Here is a 20,541-nt window from a genome sequence, read left to right as displayed (position 1 = left end):
CGCGTTTGATGCTGCGTTGAGGGACACCGCGCATGGACTGGGCCTGGGCTGCTTCGCTGGATTACATCTGGCACTCGCCGAACCTTCCGTTGTACCTGACGCTGGTCACGGCCTGCTTTGTCGGGATCATCGTTCTGATCACGCTGCTGCGCTCGGAGAGATCCGTGGCCAACGGCGTGCTGGCGCTCATCACGCTGCTCGCGGTCGGGGTCGCCGGGGCCGTGACCTTCCGCGGCTTCGGCACGCCAAACGTGGTTCAGTCGACGGAGACGCGTCCGGTTCAGACGGCGACCGCGCCATTGCCGCAGCTTTCCTGCATTGATGAACTGGCCGGCGATGCCGTCCTCGCCGCGTGCGAGAAGGCGCTGTTCGGTTCGGCCGAGTCGGTGGCTGCGGCCGTGACCTACGCCGCCTCGCAGATCACGCTGCTGACCTCGCTCGGAGATGTCGCCACCGCGAACAAGGGCGCCGGCTCCGATCTGCTGGCGCTGCGCCGCGCCGTCGAGCGCGACCGTTACGGGTTGATGGCCTATGTGCTGACGGTGCGGGACCGCTGCATGCCATCGTCCTGCCGCGCTTTCCGCTCGCTGACCGAGACGCGCCAGATTGCGGCCAACATGGAAGACCGCGTCTATGAAAGCCTGGTCATGCGCCATGCGGCGACGTGGAACACGCCGCAGGCCGCGACGGGCATGATCGCGGCGCTGCCGCCGTCGGTCCCCACGGGCAAGCCGACCAACGCCGAATTCCCGACCTCGGCCTCCACCCCGCCGGTCAACATCATGACGCCGGAGCCGCCGCTGGGGGCCGCGCCGAAGCCGTCGTCAGCCGCGGCTGCGCCGGCGTCACCTGCCGCGCCGCGTTCGGCCGCGGCGCCATCGCCGCCGGCGCAGACCGCCGCCAAGAAGCCGCCGCCGGCGCCGAAGCGGCCGTCCTCGGCGGCGCCGGTCCAGCTCGCGCCGTCGGGTTCGGCGCCCACAGCTGATAACAACGAGTGATCTTTCCAAAGCGCGCGCAGGCCGCTACATCGGCGGGATCATGCCGCTTCATCTCATCAAGCTTGCCGTCGGCTGCGAGTCAGTCAAGGAACTCAAGGGCTGGGTTGCCGAACGCATGGCGACCGCCAAGAAAAAGGGCCTGCCGCTTCGTCACGTCCACATCACACGGATGACGCCGAAACGCGACGCGGAAATCCTCGCCGGCGGCTCGCTCTATTGGGTGATCAAGGGCGAAATCGCCGCGCGCGAAAAGATCATTGCGATCGAACCGTTTCGCGACAAGGACGGTATCGGGCGGTGCCGGCTGGTGATGCAGCCCAAAGTGTTTGCGGTCTCGCCGCGGCCGATGCGCCCGTTCCAGGGCTGGCGCTATTTGACCGATGACGCCGCGCCGGTGGACCTCACCAAATCCTCAGCCGCCAGCGTGGCCGCGATGCCGGAGCCGATGCGGCGCGAACTGCGCGATCTGGGGCTGCTCTGAACGAGCTGCCGCGGCTAGAGCCTTTATCCATTCCGATGGAATCGGAATGGGACTCTAGATTTTTGATCTGACGCGTTGACGCGAACCGGTTTCCACCCCGGATCAAGTCCGGGGCAGGCTTTCGCTGGAAAACGCTCTAACTAAGCCCCGATATTGTCGATCAGGCGCGTCGTGCCGAGTTTTGCGGCGACGAGGATTCGCACCGGCCCGTCCTTCACCGAGGTGATCGGCGCCAGCGTCTCGGCATGCCGGGCCTCGAAATAGTCCAGCGCGAAGCCGGCGGCGCTGATCAGCTCGCGGCCGGCTTCCATCGCGGCCGCTAGATCCTCGCCGGCCTTCAGCCGCTTGGCGCTTTCCTTCATGGCGCGATAGAGCGTCGGCGCCGTCCGCCGTTCCTCCGGCGAGAGGTAGACGTTGCGCGAAGACATCGCCAGCCCGTCGCGTTCCCGCACGGTGCGCGAGCCGATCACCTTGACGCCGAGGTCGAGATCGGCGGCCATCCGCGTCACCACCCGCAATTGCTGAAAATCCTTCTCGCCGAAGATCGCCACGTCCGGCCGGACTTGCGTGAACAGCTTGCCGACCACGGTGGCGACGCCGCCGAAGAAATGTGGCCGGAAACGATCCTCAAGGCCGGCGGTGGCCGGACCCTCCGGCACGATACGGGTGGCGAAGCCGTCCGGGTACATCGCCTTGACGTCCGGATTCCAGATCAGGTCGACCTTCTCGGCGGTGAGCTTGGCGAGGTCGGCCTTCCAGGTGCGCGGGTACGAACCGAAATCCTCCGTCGGCGCGAACTGCGTCGGGTTGACGAAGATCGATACGACCACTTTCTGTGCGCGACGCTTGGCGAGCCTCACCAGCGACACATGGCCGTCATGGAGCGCTCCCATGGTCGGCACCAGCGCGACGGCGGCCTTTCGGGTGCGCAAGGCCTCGACGGCGCGGCGCAATGCGGGAACGGTACGGACGACCATGGGACTTCGCGACATCTGGCCTCGATCTCTTGCAGCTTCTGATGGGGTGAGGGGGCCGAAGGCCCCGAGCCTTTCGGCGGGCGCGTCGACCTTATAAGGCCAGAGCATTGCCGCCAAGTTTGCTTGGGTATGGCGCGCCTGCGGCAGCTAACGCGAGTCCGGAAGCGACATCGCAACCGTCGGGATTCATCATTAAAGACACGCCGCGAGTGAATTGAATGCGTCGTCGCGCATTTCACTTGACGCGCAGCCGCGCGTGACTTGAAGATATCGACGGGGGGTTGAATCATGTTGGTTCAGGCGAGTCAGGGTCAATTCGGTTCGGCGCATGTCGTCGTGCTCGGCAACGAGAAGGGCGGGTCGGGAAAATCCACCTCTGCCCTGCATATTGCCGTTGCCCTGTTGAAGGCCGGACAGCGTGTCGCCACCATCGATCTCGACTGCCGCCAGCGGAGTTTTACCCGCTACATCGCCAACCGGAGCGCGTGGGCGCGCCGCACCGGCCTCGATCTCGAAATTCCCGTGCACTACTGCGTCAAGCTCGGCGAGACGATGCAGATCGCCGACAATGAAAATTCCGAGTTCCAGCAGTTCATGGAGGCGGTGAGCGCCATCGAGCGTGCCTTCGATTTCATCGTCATCGATACGCCGGGTTCCGACTCCTATCTGATGCGTCTGGCGCATTCGATGGCCGACACGCTGGTGACGCCCATCAACGACAGCTTTCTCGATTTCGACGTGCTCGGTACCGTCGATCCCGCGACCTATTCGGTGACCGGCGAGAGCCATTATGCGGAGATGGTGCGCGACGTCAGGCGCAAGCGCCGCCAGATCGACGGCGCCACCACCGACTGGATCGTGGTGCGCAACCGCCTGTCGATGATCGGCTCGCGGAACAAGCAGCTGGTCGCCGACAGCCTGAAGGACCTTTCGCTGCGGCTCGGCTTCCGTTCGATCGACGGGTTTGCCGAGCGGGTGGTCTACCGCGAATTCTTCCCGCGCGGACTGACGGCGCTGGACGACATCGACGAGGCCACCCTCGGCACGCGCCCCAGCATGGGCCATGTCACGGCGCGCGAAGAAGTGACCAGCCTGTTGCGCCAGTTGAAGCTGCCGCTCGACGAGCGCGGCCGCCGCCGCGCCGCCAACCGCGCCGAATGGTTCACCCAGGTCGACAAGCCGCTCGAAGTCCATGACATCATCGGCGACATCATCAGCGCCTGACCTCCAACAAGCTGTCTACTTGTCACTTGCCGGCCTTATCGCGGCTGGATCACCGTCATCCTGAACGGACCGCTGTGGGCGGCAGCATGCGCGACCGCCTCGTTGGCGAGGTCGAGACCGAAGGCCGCAATCTCGAAATGATCGAGGTCGACCAGGCCCGCGCGGATCAGGCCGGCCATCAGGGTGGCCGCATGCGGCGGGTACATCCATTGCCCGCGGAGCGTGATGCCGTTTCGCATCATCCACGGGTAGGGCAGGTCAAGGCCTGCGCCGCCTTGCATGCCGACACCGCCCATCAGCACCACCCGTCCGTGCGGCCGCACCGCCAGCACGGCGGTCCGCACCTGCACGGCGCTGGCTACGGGCGGGAGGATGTCGAGCACGCAGTCGATCGGACCGGGCGCCGCCTGCAGGATGCGGGCGCGATCGTCGGCCTCATCGCCGTGCATCGGCACGGTTCGGACGCGGGCGCCGAACCGCCGCGTCAGTTCGGTCAGCGCCTGCTCGTTCCGCCCGGTCGCAATCACGCATTGCGCGCCCATGGCAAGTGCGACGGCGACCGCGGCGCTGCCGAAACTGCCGGTGGCGCCGTTGACCAGCGCGATCTCTCCGGCTTGCAGTTGCACGGCGAGGAAACCCGCCATAGGGCACGAGCAGCGTGCCGAGCGCGCACCAGCGGCCTGCATCCTTCTCGTCGATGTCGCCGATCGGAACCGCGTTTTCCGTCGGCAGCCGCATTTGTTCGGCCCAGGCGCCGTCGTGGAAATACCGTTGCAGGCGCAGGCCTCCCTCGCTGCCGGCGGTGAGGCCCTGCAGGGCGATGTCGGGCGATAGCGCATTGTCACGGGAGCGCACCGTCGGATCGCAATAGACCCAATCGCCGGAACGAAGCCGGGTCGCATCGGGGCCGGTGGCGCGGATGCGGCCGATCGCGCCGGGGCCGGGCACCACAGGCAGTTCCAGGAGGTATTTTCGCTCCCCGCTGAGAACCTCATTGGCGTAGGCCAACACGCGGCTCGCCACGACGTCGACAATGACCTCGCCGGCGCCAAGAAGCGGGTCGGGGACGTTCTCGATCGCAAGCGGCGATCCGAACGCATTCAGCACGGCAGCCTTCATGGGGTCTCCTCATTTCGATGAAGCCGCATTCTCGCGAGCCTTCATGGACCCAACAAGACCTGGTATTATCCTAGGATTATTAGACCCCTTTTGAGGCACGGCGCGCATGGCGGCATCAGGCACGAATTCGAGGCAAAGCGAACTTGGCGACTTCCTGCGGTCGCGGCGGCAGAAGCTGATGCCGAAGGCGGTCGGCCTGCCGGTGGGCCGGCGGCGGCGCACGCCCGGCCTGCGCCGGGAGGAGGTGGCCGAACTCGCCGGCATCGGCGTCGACTGGTACGTCCGCCTCGAGCAGGGGCGATCCGTCAGCCCTTCGTCCGCGACCATCGACGCATTGGCGCGCGCATTGCGATTGACCAAGGCCGAACACCGGCATCTGACGGAGCTGACGCAAAATGCCGACCGGCGCCCCTTCGTCCGCGAGACTGTTCCGCCGGCGATCCGGCGCACGGTCGAACAGCTCAATTTGCCGGCCTATGTCACCGGACGACGCTGGGACATTCTCGCCTGGAATGCGGCTGCGGAGGAAATCTTTGCGTTCAGCCGGCTGGCGGAAGCCGATCGCAACAGCCTGCTGTCGGTGCTGACAAACCCCGCGACGCGGCGGTTGTTCGGCGCGTCATGGACGGATGAGGCCCGACGCATCGTCGCCCAGTTTCGCGCGACGCATGACCTGTGGGCCGGCGATCCCGCCTTCCGCGACCTGTTGGCGCGGCTGCGCGAAGGCTGTCCCGAATTCGCAGGCTGGTGGGAGGCCCACGACGTCAGCGGCGTCGCGGCAGGACGGAAATCCTTGACCCATCCCAAGAAGGGCCGGCTCAAACTGGAGTATGCGAGCTTCCAGGCCAATGACGACCCGGCCTTGAAGCTCGTTATCTACACCACGGTCTAAATCTTTGAGACGCTGCCGGTATTGTCGCACCTGCGGGCGATTGTTCCCGGGAACCAGTTCTGCATTAGCTCGTTTTCACTAGACTTTTATCTAGCCCTCGAACCAAAGCTTGATGGGAGACGTCGTAAGGAAGAACGGGTCAAATTTGTCGGGATTGAGCCGCTTGCACAATGGATAGGTGCATCGCACAATGATCAGGCGGTCAACACACAACATTTGGCCTTTATGTCACGCCATCGTGACATATATCATCAACAAGGGACCGAGAGAGTCTCAAAACAGGGATGGCCCTTAACGGGGCGCGAGGACGAAGACGAATATGAAACGTGGAATTCTCGTTCTGCTTTCACTCTCCGTGCTGGTCGCTGTCGCGTATTTTACCGCGAGCAAGTGGGCGATCCGGCATGAGACCATCGCATTCCACGATCCCGATCGCGACAATCGTCTTGTCGCCGTCAATGTCGCCGTCCGCCGCGACAAGGAAATGCAGGCCAACGCCGGCTTGATCAAGCTGCCGGTTGCGATCCTTAACCACGGCAATACCGTCAAGCACACCGAATATTCGTTCCTTGCAAACGTCTTTGCCTGGCGCGGCTACCTCGCGATCAGCCCGCAGCACGATCTGCCGACCGACCCGCCGATGGTGACCAAGGTCGGCGAGCTCTATGTCGGCCGTCTGCCGCAGATTCAGCGCGGCGTCGCCAACATCCATTTCGCCATCCACGAAATGAAGAAGGCTCAGCCCAACGCCGACTATGAGAAGGTGACGATGGTCGGCCATTCGATGGGCGGCGACATCACGATGTATTTCGCCAAGCAGTATCCCGACGAGATCAAGAAGGTCGTGACGCTGGATAATCTGCGCGTGCCGTTCCTGACCGAAGGCAAGTTCAAGATCCTCTCGTTCCGTTCCCAGGACACGCATTTCAAGCCGGACCCCGGCGTCGTGCCTGATGACGAGCAGTGCGAGCAGGCCGGCATCACGGTCGTGAACACCGGCTTCCAGCATAACGACATGCGGGACACCGGACCTGACGCCGCCAAATCTTCGATCGAGTCGATGCTCGACAAGTTCCTCGAAGAATCCGACAAGAGCGGCGCGTTGAAGCCCGTGCCGACCAAGGTGCCCGACATCCTGACCAGCAGCCCCGGACCGGTGCCGCTGTCCGTCCCGCTGGCCAGCAATCCGGCGCCAAAGAACAAGTCGGTCACGAACTAGGCGCATAAACCAGGCAACCGACGGTTGTCGTGCCGTTGCGGCATCGTCCGGCACATTGACGTCCGCCGCATTGACCGCCGCCGGGCGCGGTCCCACATAGAGCTTGCTGCTTACCCTGCGAGCGCTCATGGCCGGCGAACCCATCAAGCCGAAATCGGCAGGCGACGTTGCTTCGGCAAAGGCCGAGGCGCGTAAAGGCGGCTCGCTGCCGGAGAGCAAGCCGTCGGCATCGGAAGACATCGCAGCCTTCGTGGCGAAAGCGCGCGCGATGTCGCCGCACCGACCGGGTGCCAGGGGCAGGCTGGTGTTTGCGCTCGACGCCACCATGAGCCGGCAGCCGACCTGGGACATGGCCTGCGCGCTGCAGGCCGACATGTTCCGCGAGGCGGCTTCGCTCGGCAGCCTCGATATCAGGCTGGTCTATTACCGCGGCTTCAACGAATGCCGCGCCACCGGCTGGATCTCCGATTCCGCGCGACTGGCAAGGTTGATGGGCAAGATCGATTGCCAGGGCGGCAACACCCAGATCGGCAAGGTGCTGTCGGAGGCGCGCCGCGAGGCGGTGGCGTCCGGCGTGCGCGCCGTGGTGTTCGTCGGCGACGCCATGGAGGAAGAGGTCGATGATCTCTGCGCCAAGGCCGGCGAGCTCGGCCTGCTCAAGGTCCCCGTTTTCATGTTCCAGGAAGGCCACGACGCCACAGCCGAGCAGGCGTTCCGCGAGATTGCGCGGCTCACCGGCGGCGCATGGTGCAGGTTCGATCCCGGCGCCGCGGCGCAGTTGCGCGAGCTCCTGCGCGCCGTCGCAGCCTATGCCGCCGGCGGGCGCGAAGCGCTGCTGGCGCTGTCGAAAACCGCAAGTGGGGCGGCCGCGCTGATCGGCCAGATCAAGTGATTACGACTTTGGTTGCCGCCGGGCCGAACGCCATGCTTTTCGGCGCCGATGCCGCTATATTAGAGCCATGCCAACCCTGATTGCCGGCGTCGTCGCCGTTGTCCTTCTATACCTGCTGCTGCAGATGTTTCGTGCAGCCAACCCAGTCGTGCTCGCGCGCGGGATCAAGATTGTGGGCGGCGTGGTGGCGCTGGCTGTCGCGGCCTTCACCGGGCTGCGCGGCGAACTCGCGGTTGCCATCCCGCTCGGCATCTTCGGCGCGGGCCTGCTCGGCTGGTCGCCATTCGGGCCGGGCAGTTTCAGCAATATCGGCGGGATCTTCGGCGGCGGCGCGCAACGCTCTTCGGGGCAGGCCTCGCGCGTCCGCTCGCAGTTTCTCGATATGAGCCTCGATCACGACAGCGGCGAATTGTCGGGCCGGATCGTGGACGGACCGAATACCGGGCGCTCGCTCGGCGAATTCGACCTGCCGCAGTTGATTGCGATGATCCCGGCCTTCGACGCCGAGAGCGTCGCCTTACTTGAAAGCTATCTTGACCGCCGGTTTCCCGCCTGGCGTCAGAACGCGCAAGGCGATACGGCAGGGGGGCAGCGCCGCGCGGCGGCGACTGGAAAAATGACGGATGAGGAGGCCTATCAGATCCTTGGCCTGCAGCCGGGGGCGGGGCGTGACGACATCAGCCGGGCGCACCGCGCCCTGATGAAGAAACTGCATCCCGACCAGGGGGGCTCGACGTACCTCGCTGCCCGGGTAAACGAAGCCAAGGATATTCTTCTTCGCACGCATCTCTAGCTAACTCCGGCTCACGCCACCGACGCTACAAACCGAGAATTGCTTCCGTGTCTCTGACTGACGCCCCATCTCGCCCGCCGTTGTCCGGCGTGGTCGATCGTCCCTTGCAGGGAAACCTAACCGCAAATTCTTGACGAGAAGTTTTCGTCGGCCGCATCAGGCGTAATCGCGTGAGGGCCGCAGCGATTGTGTTTGGAAAACAACAAAGCCGGCGCTTGCGGCGCCGGCTTTGCGGGCTTCAACGGGAAGTTTCGGATCAGTTGCGAACGGTCATGCAGGAAATGTCGGCGCGCTTGAGCGTGCGGCATACCGCTTCGGCAGAATCGCGATCGAGACCGGCGAAGCGGGCGCGGAACAGCGTGCGGTCCTTGGAAACGACCGGTTCGGTGAAGGGATCGGCCTTGCTGAGCAGGGCGCTGGCCTTGGTGCGGGCGAGGTCGATCCGCTGCTTGGCTTCGCTTTCGCTTTCGAGTGCGCCGACCTGGACGATCCAGCCGGTGCGAACCACCGCCGGCGCGGCCGGCTTGACGGCTTCGTTCTGTTGTGCGGTCTGCGGCTGGGCGCGGGGCGCCGGATCGGCATAGGCGAGCGTCTGCGCGTGTGAAGCCTGCGAGGGCGTATGCGCCAAGGCGGAAGCGGGCAGCACCCCGAGCACGCCGTTTCCGGTGCCGTGGTTGGCCGGCTGCGGCGGCATGGCAGCCCTGAGGGCTTCCCTGGCGGCTTCGGCCCTGGCCTCGGCGGCGTTTGCTACGACAGCGCTGGAGGTCTCGGCGACTTCGGGGCGGGCAAGGATAGCGCTGGTGATCGGCGGGGCTGCCGGCTGCGAGGGGCCGGCGGCTGCCAGTTTCATCGGCCCGGCCTTGACCTGAACCGTCTTGACCTTGACCGGCTTCATCGGCTCAGCCGAGCCCGGGATCGCCGATATCGACTGGGACTGAATGACGCCGCTGGTCAATGGTGCGGGTTCGGGCTTGGCTTGCGATTCGAATTTGTTCTGCTCGACCTTGGCGGGCAGGGCAGCGGCGGCCGCCGCCATCAGCGACGGCTTCGCCGGCGCGATCGAGCGGGTCAGGGGCATGGCTGCGAGCCCCGGTTCGGCGGCGAGGGCACTGCCGGACTGAGCCGTTTCGGCTGGACGCGAAGCGGTCTCGGCTTCAGCCACATCGACGGTGCCGTCGGCGGGATTGCGCTCGGTGATGGCGGCAACAGTACGCTTGGTCGCGCCTTTCTCCAGGTTCTCGGCCAGCAGGTTGCGCATGGTGGCGTCACGCGAACCGCCGCTGCGGCCGCCCAGCACCACGCCGATGAGGTGGCGGTTGCCACGGCGCATCGAGCTGACGAGGTTGAAGCCGGAGGCGCGGGTGTAGCCGGTCTTGATGCCATCGACGCCTTCGACATTGCCGAGCAGGCGATTGTGGTTGCGGATCGACTGGCCGCGATAGGCAAACACGGTGGTCGCGAAATAACGGTAGTAGCGCGGGAAGCGGTCCTGGATGGCGCGGCCGAGCGTGGCCTGATCGCGCGCCGTGGTCAGCTGTTCGTCGTTGGGCAGGCCGGAAGCGTTGCGATAGGTGGTCTTGCTCATGCCGAGCGCCCGCGCCTTGCGCGTCATCAGCCTGGCGAATTCGGTTTCATCGCCGGCAATGGCTTCCGCGATCACGACGGCAGCGTCGTTGGCGGAACGCGTCACCAGGCCCTTGATGGCGTCCTCGACCTTGAGTGTCTGGCCGGGCTTTAGACCGAGCTTGGTCGGCGCCTGTTCGGAGGCGTGCTCGGAGACTTCCATCTCGGTGTCCAGCTTCATCTTGCCGGCGTCGAGGCGCTCGAACAGCAGATAAAGCGTCATGATCTTGGTCAGCGACGCCGGGCGCCGGATACCATCGGGATTGTTGGAACTGAGCACCGCGCCGGAATTGCCGTCGACGATGATGGAGGAGAACTGCGGGCTGTAGCTTTCGCGCACGACGTGGTGGTGTCGGCGATGCTTGTAGCGGCGGGCCTCGGCGCTCTCGCTCGAGATCAGGATCGCGGTCGTGAAGGTAATGAGCCCGAGGGCGCACACGCGCAAAGCGCGCGAGGAAGCCAAGGTTGTACGAAGCATTTACTTCCCCGTCCCAATTTCTGTCTTGATCACCGGCGCGTGAGGCAAAATTGTGCCCAACAGCCGCTGATATTCCCCCGTTCGAAGTACCGATCCGGCCATCAAGCGCGGTCGGCTTGGCCGATCAGGTCGCTGTTCTAGCTAAGATGCTGTTCACAAACAGCTTTCATGCGGCCTGTCGGAAGACGAACAAGTCCAGGAATCAGGTTAGGCGGAGCGGGTTTCCAAAAGATTAATTAACCGTTGCTTAAGACCCCGGGTTTTTGCGCTAATTCGCCGCAATTGTGCGTCGCACAATATTTCTTGACTTTATTGTGCGGTGCACATATAGGGATGGCGTCAGGGGGCCGGGACCTCCCGGCAACCGGTTTATACCTGCAGTCTGGGAAAGGACTCCATGATGGTCAAAGTTGAAGACATTCAGAACTACGGCAAAGAGCATCTCGAATCGGTTGCCGCTTCCGCGAGCAATCTGCAGAGCGGCGTTCAGGCGATCGCGACTGCCTATGGCGACTACGCCAAAAAGTCGTTCGAAGACACCAAGTCGTACGTTGAAAAGCTCTCCGGCGTGAAGTCGTTGGACAAGGCGCTCGAAGCGCAGACCGAATTCGCGCGCTCTTCCTACGAGACCTTCGTTGCGGAGTCGCAGAAGATCGCGGGGCTCTATACCGATCTCGCCAAGCAGACCTTCAAGCCCTACGAAGGCCTGGTCGCGAAGTTCACCCCGGCCGCGCACTAATTCGTTCGCGACCTGATACTTCGACAATGAATGAGCCCGGCCGCGACGGCCGGGTTTTTTCGTGCGGCATTGCATCGCGATCCTTGGAAGAGCAGGGCACATGAATCCTCGATCTCGCAGCGCGAAGCGCCCGAGCTGTGGGTGATTTCATACCCCTCTCCATCGTGAGAGGGCGCAGGGAAGACCGGGTGCGCGCTGCACCCGCGGTCTCGTGTGCAATGTGCACGAAGAAGTGCGCACACGAGCATACAGGGTCCAGCGGAGAGCATCCGGCCTTCCCTGCGCAATGGTTTGACGGCTTATGGCGCGCTCTTCCCGGAGACGAATTCCTCTTGCCTCCGTCATCGGCGAATTGACGGTTTTGCGAACCCCGGTTGGGCTTGCGAAAACCTCCGCCGATTTGACACCAGCCACGGGTGCCAGAACCACACGCTTTTGCCGTACGCAACAACGCCGCTCGTCCTGCGCGGATCGATCGCTCACAGCCCCAAGACCAAGCTTGAGGCTGCCCTGCAATGCCTCGCGCGCGCGGGCGCCATCGCGTCCACCGCAACCCGCACTCCACGTATCGTGACGTGTAATCCTCAAGTTCATTGCGAAAGCGCGCTGCTGGCGCCGTAGGCGATGGACCTTCGACCGTTGGCGATTTCGGCTCGGCGCTCTGCGTCATGTGCCGACGCCAAAGACGTCGCCCGGTCCGTTGACGTCGAACTCGTGATAGATGTCTCCTATTCAATGGACATGGATGAACTTGCCGTTCAGCGCGAGGGCTATGCGCAGGCCATCGTTTCCAAGGAATTTTTGCAGGCGCTGAAAACCGGCCCGAACGCAGGGTGGCCATAACGTATTTCGAATGATCGGCATCGAGCGACCAGAGGATCATCATTCCGTGGCGGGTGGGGCCGGAGTCCGCGGATGCCGTCGCCAATGAGTCCTCCGCCCGTGCATTGAGCGGCACGCCTGCGGTAAGCGATTGCCACAATCGGGCGATCCCGATCGGCTGGTTGGCGCAGCCGTTCGGGACATGCGAGTTAGCCTTGGTCTTCAGTTAGCCTTGGCCTTCAGAGCGGCAAAATCAAAACAGGCGAGGGCATTAGACCGGTTCCGCCAACGACGGGTCAAAGCCGGTGCATCGCCAAGCCGGGCCGCCAAAAGCGCCTTCCTCAACGGCGGCTAAACGGCCGATCGCCGTCCTTTGTCAAATCCGGCAGAAACGGTTAACCTTGGTCCGGATAGCCGAGCCGGGAATCGGGCCGGTCGCGGGTCGCGTCAGGGCAGCATGAATGCTTGCGGCGGTCCGGCGGCAGACCCATATTCCAGGTGCCGATCCGGCCAATGGGTCGGACCGGGAGCGGCGATCTGGAAAAAAATGCATTGCTGGGTGCTTTGCGATGGCTCACGCCGGAGCCGATCGCGGGGCAGGTCAGGATGCGCTCTCCGGTCACCCCTTTTTATTTCGAACGCCTGGGCCATGTTGCAATCAACCTTCAAAGCTTGTCCGTCCGTGCCGGCAAAGTCAGCTGCTTCTGCTCCCCGAATGAGCAATGACGAGAACCGCAATCCCGGAACCAGTGGGCCGTCGACGTCGGTCATCACCAAGGTCAAGCCGAAGACCAAGCGTCCGAACCTGTATCGTGTCCTGATTCTGAACGACGACTACACGCCGATGGAGTTCGTCGTTCATGTGCTGGAGAAATTCTTCCAGAAGGACGCCGAAGCGGCCACCAAGATCATGCTCCATGTGCATCATCACGGGATCGGCGAGTGCGGCGTGTTCACCTACGAGATTGCCGAGACCAAGGTCACGCAGGTGATGGATTTTGCGCGCAAGCACCAGCATCCCCTGCAATGCGTGATGGAAAAGAAATAGCCGCGCACGGCTCTCGATCCGGCCGGAGAGAAGGAACGGGTCTTGCATCATCGGCGTTGACGAAAGCCGATCGTATTCCCGGTAGATTTTCGGGGGAGGGTTGCGTGCCGTGAGGCGTGGTGGCGCGAATTTAGAGGAAAACCACGTTTGCGGAACCGGTCTTTCGCCACGATCGTAGGTAACTATATGACAGGGGAAGACGAAGGTTGTTGTTGCCTGACCGGGTAATGGCGATCATGATGACCTGGGGCCACAGAGGACGAGAATGCCAACTTTTTCCCAAAGCCTTGAACAATCCCTGCATCGTGCGCTGGCGATTGCAAACGAGCGGCATCATCAATACGCGACGCTCGAACACCTTCTGCTGTCGCTGATCGATGACTCGGATGCGGCGGCGGTGATGCGCGCCTGCAGCGTCGATCTCGACAAGCTGCGCACGAGTCTCGTCAACTATCTCGAAACCGAATTCGAAAATCTGGTGACCGACGGCGCCGACGACGCCAAGCCGACCGCGGGCTTCCAGCGCGTGATCCAGCGCGCGGTGATTCATGTCCAGTCCTCAGGACGCGAAGAGGTGACGGGCGCCAACGTGCTGATCGCGATTTTCGCGGAGCGCGAAAGTCACGCCGCCTACTTCCTGCAGGAGCAGGACATGACGCGGTACGACGCGGTCAACTATATCAGCCACGGCATCGCCAAGCGGCCGGGCGTCTCCGAAGCGCGCCCCGTGCGCGGCGTCGACGAGGAAACCGAGACCAAGGGCACCGAGGACGCCAAGAAGAAGGGCGAGGCGCTCGAGACCTATTGCGTCAACCTCAACAAGAAGGCGCGTGACGGCAAGATCGATCCGGTGATCGGGCGCAATTCCGAGATCAACCGCGCGATCCAGGTGCTGTGCCGCCGGCAGAAGAACAACCCGCTGTTCGTGGGCGAGGCCGGCGTCGGCAAGACTGCGATCGCGGAAGGGCTCGCCAAGCGCATCGTCGATTCCGAAGTGCCGGAAGTGCTGGCGGCGGCCACCGTGTTCTCGCTCGACATGGGCACGCTGCTCGCAGGCACCCGCTACCGCGGCGATTTCGAGGAGCGGTTGAAGCAGGTGCTGAAGGAGCTGGAGGCGCATCCGAACGCCATCCTGTTCATCGATGAAATCCACACCGTGATCGGCGCCGGCGCCACCTCCGGCGGCGCGATGGACGCATCCAATTTGCTCAAGCCGGCGCTCGCCTCCGGCACGATCCGCTGCATGGGTTCGACGACGTACAAGGAATACCGCCAGCACTTCGAGAAGGACCGCGCGCTGGTGCGCCGGTTCCAGAAGATCGACATCAACGAGCCGACGGTGGAAGACGCGATCGCGATCCTGAAGGGTCTGAAGCCCTATTTCGAGGATTACCACCGGCTGAGATACACCAATGAGGCGATCGAGGCGGCCGTGCAGCTCTCCTCGCGCTACATCCACGACCGCAAGCTGCCGGACAAGGCGATCGACGTGATCGATGAGTCCGGCGCGGCGCAGATGCTGGTGGCCGAGAACAAGCGCAAGAAGACCATCGGCATCAAGGAGATCGAGACCACGATCGCGACCATGGCGCGGATTCCGCCCAAGAGCGTGTCAAAGAACGATGCCGAGGTGCTGAAGCATCTCGAGCAGACGCTCAAGCGCGTGGTGTTCGGTCAGGACAAGGCGATCGAGTCGCTGTCGGCGTCGATCAAACTGGCGCGCGCCGGCTTGCGCGAGCCGGAGAAGCCGATCGGCTCCTATCTGTTCTCCGGTCCGACCGGCGTCGGCAAGACCGAAGTCGCCAAACAGCTTGCGGCCTCGCTCGGCGTCGAGCTGCTTCGCTTCGACATGTCCGAATACATGGAGCGGCACACGGTGTCGCGCCTGATCGGCGCGCCTCCCGGCTATGTCGGCTTCGACCAGGGCGGCCTGCTGACCGACGGCGTGGACCAGCACCCGCATTGCGTGGTGCTGCTCGACGAAATCGAGAAGGCGCATCCGGATCTCTACAACGTGCTGCTGCAGATCATGGATCACGGCCGGCTCACCGACCATAACGGCAAGCAGGTCAATTTCCGCAACGTGATCCTGATCATGACCACGAACGCGGGCGCCGCCGACCTCGCGCGCCAGGCTTTCGGCTTCACGCGCAACAAGCGGGAAGGCGACGACCACGAAGCGATCAACCGCCAGTTCGCACCGGAATTCCGCAACCGGCTGGATGCGATCGTTTCGTTCGCCCATCTCAATGCCGATGTCATCGGCATGGTGGTGGAGAAGTTCGTCCTCCAGCTCGAGGCGCAGCTTGCCGACCGCGACGTCACCATCGAGTTGTCGGAGACCGCCAAAGCCTGGCTGATCGAACATGGTTACGACGAGCAGATGGGTGCGCGTCCGATGGCGCGCGTGATCCAGGAGCACATCAAGAAGCCGTTGGCCGACGAGGTGCTGTTCGGTCACCTCAAGGGCGGCGGCCACGTCCGCGTCGTGCTGGTCAAGGATGAGGCGAGCGCGGAAGCCAAGGACAAGATCGGCTTCGAGTTCGTCGAGGGACCGGTCACGCCGAAGCCGGAAAAGCTACCCGGCGCCCGCAGGCGCAAGCCGAAACCGGGCGGCCCCAACGGCGGCGGCGGGTCCAAGGGACCGGCCTCAAAGGGCCCGCTGGTCAAGGTGTAAGCGGCCGCAATCCAAAACGAAGAGCCGGCGTGTCGCAAGACCGCCGGCTTTTTGATGCCTAACTGCCCGGCCAGACCAGCGCTTGGCCGGCCACGACGTATTCACCGTTGAATGTCAGGGAAGGCGAGCCATACAGCACGTAGCCGAGCTCAATTGCCTCCGAAACACGTCGGCAGAACGAAGCATCGTCCTTGCCGGTCAGGAGCCGATAGACGGGCAGGCCATCTGGCGGTTTTGAAGACATGGCGCTCAGCGCTCGCCGAGCAATTCGTCGATCTGGCGCTGCAGCTGCAGCTTCTTGATCTCGCTTCTGCGCAGCCGCTCCCCGAGATCGGAGACCGGCTCGGCCGGGCTTTCCGCCCTGAAGGCGACGCCGACGAAATTGTCGCGCCACCAGACCACCTTGGCAAGGAAGGAGCGGCCCTTGCGTGCGATGCGCAGCGAGAGCTGCTCTTTCGGCAATTGGAGATCATTGCTGAATTCGATGGTCGCGCCGTTGTCGGAGATGTTGCGGACGATGCATTCGCGCGTCGCGCCGTGTTCACCGATCTCGGCGACGCCGCCATACATCACCTTGTCGCGCACGCTCTCGCGCCGGTCCCGCATTGAATGTCTCCCAACAAAGAGGAAGACTTTTACCCGGCTTTGTGCCGCGTAAAAGACCGGCTGACGCAAAATGCGGCATTAACGTAAATTAACGGCGGTTCCGATGGCGCCGATTTCGGGACAATTGCAGCGCAAAAAAGGCCGCGTGCTGCGCTGGAACCGCGGATCCACCTGCCAGCCGTGATCGTTTTGATTAACGTTTTTCACCGCCCTGCGCGCTCTCGGATTGCAACTGCCATGCAAAGAGCCCGATTTCTTCGCGCCCTGTGCTGCACGGTGTCGCTTTTGTCCTCGGTTGCGCCTGCCTGCGCCGAGGACGCGGATGAGGCCAACCAGTCAAGCGTCGAGCCGCGCGCGATACCGGCCCCGAAGCCGGCTGACGGAACGCGGGAGAGCGACACGCGCGAGGCGATGTGCCTGATGATCGAGTCGGCCGCGAAAGCCTCGAACCTGCCGCTGGAGTTTTTCGCCCGCGTGATCTGGCAGGAGAGCCGCTTCCGCTCCGACGCGATCGGGCCGGTGACGCGCAGCGGCCAGCGCGCGCAGGGGATTGCGCAGTTCATGCCGGGCACCGCGAGCGAGCGCGGCCTGCTCGATCCGTTCAGTCCCGTGCAGGCGCTGCCCAAATCGGCGGAGTTCCTGGCCGAGCTGCGCGACCAGTTCGGCAATCTCGGATTGGCGGCCGCGGCGTATAACGCCGGCCCGCGCCGGGTTCAGGAGTGGCTCGCAGGTACCGGTGGGATGCCGCAGGAGACGCGCAGCTACGTTATCGCCATCACGGGCTCCACCGTCGAGGATTGGGCAAGTGCGCAGAAGGGCGGCAGGACGCCGGAGCGGATACCGACGTCGAGCTGTCGCGACTTGATGGCGCTCTTGAAGCAGGCGCCCAGTCCCTTCATCACCGAACTCGAGAACCGCATCACGCTCGGTGCCGCCAAAGTGTGGGGCGTGCAGCTAGCCGCCGGCTTCAGCCGCGACAAGGCGCTCGCGATGTACGCCCGCGCCATCAAGCGGCTCAACGCCGTGATCGGCGACCAGGATCCGAGCCTGCTCTCATCGGTGATGCGCAGCCGCGGCACGCGTGCCTTCTACCAGGTCCGGATCGGCGCCGACACACGGCCGGCCGCGGATGATCTCTGCAACCGCATCCGCAAGGCGGGCGGGGCATGCTTTGTGTTACGCAACAGGGGCGTGCCGGGGTGAGGGATCGTAGGATCGTAGCCGGATGAGCGTAGCGATATCCGGGGTAGCGTTAGAGTTATTCCGGATATCGCTGTGCTCATCCGGACCAGGGACTTGCAAAGTCATTTGCGCTGTTCGAAGCTTTCAGGATGTCCCGATTACATTGGATTGAGTTATCTGCGGCCGGGCGGATAGCGATTTCCGCTCGCCCCCGCGCCGATGATTGGCTGGAGACGGAGATCGGCGAGTGGAAGGCTTCCGGCCTGAATATGGTCGTAAGCCTTCTCGAACGTGATGAGGTGTCCGAGCTTGGATTGCAACGCGAAGCCGAGCTTTGCCGATCGAGCGGGATCGAATTTCTGTCCTTTCCGATTCCAGACCGCGGCGTGGCTGAAAACGGGGCCGACGTGTTGCAGATCGCGAGTTCTATAGCCAGCGGCATTGCTAACGGCCGCTCGGTAGCGATTCATTGTCGCGCAGGGATCGGCAGGTCATCCATGATCGCGGCATGTGCGCTGATCTGCTCAGGAATCGAGGCCAATGATGCGCTCGCGCGGATCAAAGCCGCGCGCGGCCTGACGGTGCCGGATACCGATGACCAGCGCGACTGGATTATGGCTTTTGGCAAAACGTACGAGAGACAGTAGACTCGATCTCGCCTTTGACTGCGACAAATGCAAAGCGTTTGCGCAAGGGAGCGCCAGCGACGGAGCAATCCATCCCTCGGCTTGCGGGCGCGCGAGCGAGTTTTTTGGCAGCCCGCACGCGCTGTTGATCCTGGTGCTCGCGGGTTTTCTGCCCAACGAGGTCTGGCGCATGGCCGGGCTGTGGTTCGGCGCCGGCGTCGACGAGGGCTCGGAAGTTCTGGTGTGGGTGAGGGCGGTGGCGACCGCGATCCTCGCCGGCGTCATCGCCCAGATCCTGGTGCAGCCGCCGGGCGCGCTGGCCGGCGTGCCGGACTGGCTGCGCTACAGCGCGGTTGCGGCGGGCTTTGCGATCTTCATGCTAACGCGACGCTCGATCTTTGCCGGCGTGGTCTGCGGCGAGATCGTGTTGCTGGCCGGGAAATGGTGGCTCGGTTGATTGCAGGCGGCGGATAATCCGCTACTGTCCGGCGCATAAGAAACGCCGAGGAAACGAAATGAACTGGCTGAAATTGTCGGCGCTGGTGAGCGCTCTCGTCTGCGCCGCGCCGCTGGCCCATGCGGCGGAATATCCGATGCGTCCGATCAAGCTGATCGTGCCCTATGCCGCGGGCGGCCCGACCGATGTGCTCGGGCGCATGGTCGGCGAATATCTCGGCCGCGACCTGAAACAGCCTGTCGTGGTCGAGAACAAGGCCGGCGCGCAGGGCGCGATCGGCGCCGAAGCCGCGGCGCGTTCTGAGCCCGACGGCTACACGCTGTTCTTCACCGCGGCGTCGATCTTCGTGCTCAATCCGATGCTCTACAAGAAGCTGCCCTATGATCCCACGCGGGACTTCCGCCTGCTGGCGCTCGTCACCGATCTGCCTGTCGTGATGGAGGTTCATCCCTCCGTGCCCGCCAAGACGGTCGCGGAGTTCGTGGCCTACGCCAAGCAAAATCCCGGCAAGCTTAATTTCGGATCGGCCGGCACCGGCGGCACCATTCATCTCGCCGGCGAGATGTTCAAGCAGATGGCCGGCGTCGACATGGTCCACGTCGCCTACAAGGGCGCAGGCCCGGCGCTGACCGATCTGATATCTGGCAATATCCAGTTGATGTTCGACACGCTCGGCACCGCGCTGCCGCCAGTGAAGGGCGGATTGCTGCGTGCGCTGGCGGTCTCTTCCGCGAAGCGTATCCCTGATCTGCCCGATGTGCCGACCATGGCCGAGAGCGGCTATCCGGACTACGGCGTCAGCGTCTGGTATGGCGTCTCCGCGCCGGCCAAACTGCCTGACGACGTCGTGCAGAAACTCACCGCCAGTCTGAACAAGGCGTTGAACGATGACGCGTTCCGCGCTTCGCTCGACAAGGTCGGCTTCCCGCCGCTGCGGCCGCAGAGCCAGGCCGAGATCGACAAATTCGTGGCGACCGATCGCGCGCGGTGGGCGGGCGTGATAAAAGCCCTCAACATCTCACTGGATTAGGATATCTGGATCAGGACATGGTGCGAGAAAGCGAAGTCCGCGAGGGCGAAATCACCGTCGACATGCCGCCGGCCCGCGACGCCGGGCTGGTGTTTGTCGGTCGCATCCGCACGCCCTGGAAATCGCGGCTGGAGACGCCGCGGCAGGGCCGCCATGACGGCCCGGTCTGCCGGCTCGAGATTTTCGAGCCCTGGGTGCCCGCCATCAAGGGCGTCGACTTCTATGAAAATCTCGAAGTGATCTACTGGCTGCACCAGTCGCGCCGCGACCTGGTGCTGCAGAGCCCGAAGAACAACCAGAAAACCCGCGGCACCTTCTCGCTGCGCTCGCCGGTGCGGCCGAATCCGATCGGCACCTCGATCGTGAAGTTCGTCAAGATTGAGGGCAACGTCATCCTGGTGCGCGGCCTCGACTGCCTCGACGAAACGCCGCTGCTCGACGTCAAGCCCGACCGCTGCGAATTCACGCCGCTCGCGCAACCGCAGGCAGGCGATTTCGAGACGGAGTAGCTTCACCCGCCCCTCGAGGGGGCGGGTCGCCGCGAAGCGGCGGGGTGGGGTGACGGTCCATCCACGTCCGACAGTGTGCATGTGGAGAGACCGTCACCCCACCTCGCCGCGCGTTGCACGCGCGTCGATCCACGAGCGAGCTCCGCTCG

General features: G+C 63.9%; 19 protein-coding genes and 2 pseudogenes. 16 read left to right on the top strand and 5 right to left on the bottom strand.

Features of this window, described 5'->3' with window-relative positions; genetic code table 11:
* Positions 1-32 precede the first annotated feature (32 nt).
* Both V1294_RS25240 and V1294_RS25235 read left to right on the top strand, forming a co-directional pair.
* Entirely contained in the window at positions 33-998 is a 966-nt protein-coding gene (locus V1294_RS25240; protein WP_334500890.1) for a hypothetical protein, read from the top strand.
* 40 nt (positions 999-1,038) lie between these two features.
* The gene (locus V1294_RS25235) at positions 1,039-1,479 is read left to right on the top strand and encodes a DUF1489 family protein (protein ID WP_334500889.1); all 441 of its coding nucleotides are present in this window, start codon (positions 1,039-1,041) and stop codon (positions 1,477-1,479) included.
* 140 nt (positions 1,480-1,619) lie between these two features.
* On the opposite strand, the gene panC is transcribed toward V1294_RS25235, so the two are convergent.
* Positions 1,620-2,471, bottom strand: a complete 852-nt coding sequence (gene panC / locus V1294_RS25230; protein WP_334500888.1) for a pantoate--beta-alanine ligase — start codon at positions 2,469-2,471, stop codon at positions 1,620-1,622.
* A 273-nt stretch (positions 2,472-2,744) separates the two neighbouring features.
* Here panC and V1294_RS25225 point away from each other — a divergent pair, with 273 nt between their 5' ends.
* Positions 2,745-3,680, top strand: a complete 936-nt coding sequence (locus tag V1294_RS25225) for a division plane positioning ATPase MipZ (protein ID WP_334479733.1) — start codon at positions 2,745-2,747, stop codon at positions 3,678-3,680.
* Positions 3,681-3,715: 35 nt separating this feature from the next.
* Here V1294_RS25225 and V1294_RS25220 read toward each other — a convergent pair.
* Positions 3,716-4,799: pseudogene (locus V1294_RS25220) on the bottom strand (zinc-binding dehydrogenase).
* A 106-nt stretch (positions 4,800-4,905) separates the two neighbouring features.
* Between V1294_RS25220 and V1294_RS25215 the strand changes: the two are divergent.
* The 4 genes from V1294_RS25215 (at position 4,906) to V1294_RS25200 (ending at position 8,595) form a co-directional block, all read left to right on the top strand.
* Positions 4,906-5,691: a helix-turn-helix transcriptional regulator gene (locus V1294_RS25215; protein ID WP_334479737.1), complete on the top strand. Its 786-nt coding sequence runs from the start codon at positions 4,906-4,908 to the stop codon at positions 5,689-5,691.
* A 319-nt stretch (positions 5,692-6,010) separates the two neighbouring features.
* Positions 6,011-6,910 (top strand): alpha/beta fold hydrolase, encoded by a 900-nt coding sequence (locus V1294_RS25210; RefSeq protein WP_334479738.1) that lies wholly within the window; start codon positions 6,011-6,013, stop codon positions 6,908-6,910.
* 127 nt (positions 6,911-7,037) lie between these two features.
* Positions 7,038-7,802 (top strand): VWA domain-containing protein, encoded by a 765-nt coding sequence (locus V1294_RS25205; RefSeq protein WP_334479740.1) that lies wholly within the window; start codon positions 7,038-7,040, stop codon positions 7,800-7,802.
* A gap of 67 nt (positions 7,803-7,869) precedes the next feature.
* Complete coding sequence (locus V1294_RS25200) at positions 7,870-8,595, top strand: DnaJ domain-containing protein (RefSeq protein ID WP_334479741.1); 726 nt, start codon at positions 7,870-7,872, stop codon at positions 8,593-8,595.
* A gap of 256 nt (positions 8,596-8,851) precedes the next feature.
* Here the strand turns inward: V1294_RS25200 and V1294_RS25195 are convergent, their stop codons facing one another.
* Complete coding sequence (locus V1294_RS25195; RefSeq protein ID WP_334500887.1) at positions 8,852-10,696, bottom strand: serine hydrolase; 1,845 nt, start codon at positions 10,694-10,696, stop codon at positions 8,852-8,854.
* Between the two features lie 400 nt (positions 10,697-11,096).
* Here V1294_RS25195 and V1294_RS25190 point away from each other — a divergent pair, with 400 nt between their 5' ends.
* The 4 genes and pseudogenes from V1294_RS25190 (at position 11,097) to clpA (ending at position 15,982) form a co-directional block, all read left to right on the top strand.
* Positions 11,097-11,435: a phasin family protein gene (locus V1294_RS25190; RefSeq protein WP_108517955.1), complete on the top strand. Its 339-nt coding sequence runs from the start codon at positions 11,097-11,099 to the stop codon at positions 11,433-11,435.
* A gap of 624 nt (positions 11,436-12,059) precedes the next feature.
* Positions 12,060-12,367: pseudogene (locus tag V1294_RS25185) on the top strand (DUF1194 domain-containing protein); the annotation flags it as partial.
* A gap of 605 nt (positions 12,368-12,972) precedes the next feature.
* Positions 12,973-13,305, top strand: coding sequence for an ATP-dependent Clp protease adapter ClpS (clpS, locus tag V1294_RS25180; protein ID WP_108517882.1), 333 nt, complete (start codon positions 12,973-12,975; stop codon positions 13,303-13,305).
* Positions 13,306-13,570: 265 nt separating this feature from the next.
* Complete coding sequence (gene clpA / locus V1294_RS25175; protein ID WP_334479744.1) at positions 13,571-15,982, top strand: ATP-dependent Clp protease ATP-binding subunit ClpA; 2,412 nt, start codon at positions 13,571-13,573, stop codon at positions 15,980-15,982.
* Positions 15,983-16,040: 58 nt separating this feature from the next.
* Here clpA and V1294_RS25170 read toward each other — a convergent pair whose 3' ends face one another.
* Both V1294_RS25170 and V1294_RS25165 read right to left on the bottom strand, forming a co-directional pair.
* Positions 16,041-16,226 (bottom strand): DUF1737 domain-containing protein, encoded by a 186-nt coding sequence (locus V1294_RS25170; RefSeq protein WP_417021131.1) that lies wholly within the window; start codon positions 16,224-16,226, stop codon positions 16,041-16,043.
* A 5-nt stretch (positions 16,227-16,231) separates the two neighbouring features.
* Entirely contained in the window at positions 16,232-16,588 is a 357-nt protein-coding gene (locus V1294_RS25165; protein ID WP_334500886.1) for a PilZ domain-containing protein, read from the bottom strand.
* 237 nt (positions 16,589-16,825) lie between these two features.
* On the opposite strand from V1294_RS25165, the gene V1294_RS25160 reads away from it, so the two are divergent.
* From V1294_RS25160 to tsaA, 5 genes are all read left to right on the top strand, one after another.
* Positions 16,826-17,791, top strand: a complete 966-nt coding sequence (locus V1294_RS25160) for a lytic transglycosylase domain-containing protein (RefSeq protein WP_334500883.1) — start codon at positions 16,826-16,828, stop codon at positions 17,789-17,791.
* Between the two features lie 128 nt (positions 17,792-17,919).
* Positions 17,920-18,417 carry a protein-tyrosine phosphatase family protein gene (locus tag V1294_RS25155; RefSeq protein WP_334500880.1) on the top strand — a complete coding sequence of 166 codons (498 nt, stop codon included), beginning with the start codon at positions 17,920-17,922 and terminating at the stop codon, positions 18,415-18,417.
* A gap of 127 nt (positions 18,418-18,544) precedes the next feature.
* Entirely contained in the window at positions 18,545-18,853 is a 309-nt protein-coding gene (locus V1294_RS25150; protein ID WP_334504814.1) for an AzlD domain-containing protein, read from the top strand.
* A gap of 58 nt (positions 18,854-18,911) precedes the next feature.
* Positions 18,912-19,883 carry a Bug family tripartite tricarboxylate transporter substrate binding protein gene (locus V1294_RS25145; RefSeq protein ID WP_334500877.1) on the top strand — a complete coding sequence of 324 codons (972 nt, stop codon included), beginning with the start codon at positions 18,912-18,914 and terminating at the stop codon, positions 19,881-19,883.
* Between the two features lie 17 nt (positions 19,884-19,900).
* Positions 19,901-20,392 carry a tRNA (N6-threonylcarbamoyladenosine(37)-N6)-methyltransferase TrmO gene (gene tsaA, locus V1294_RS25140; RefSeq protein ID WP_334479752.1) on the top strand — a complete coding sequence of 164 codons (492 nt, stop codon included), beginning with the start codon at positions 19,901-19,903 and terminating at the stop codon, positions 20,390-20,392.
* The last annotated feature ends 149 nt before the right edge of the window (positions 20,393-20,541 follow it).

Source organism: Bradyrhizobium sp. AZCC 1678, assembly GCF_036924765.1.
In the GTDB taxonomy this organism is placed as follows: domain Bacteria; phylum Pseudomonadota; class Alphaproteobacteria; order Rhizobiales; family Xanthobacteraceae; genus Bradyrhizobium; species Bradyrhizobium algeriense.
Note: the sequence above shows the minus strand (reverse complement) of the source record. Positions and strands in the feature narration are given on the sequence as shown.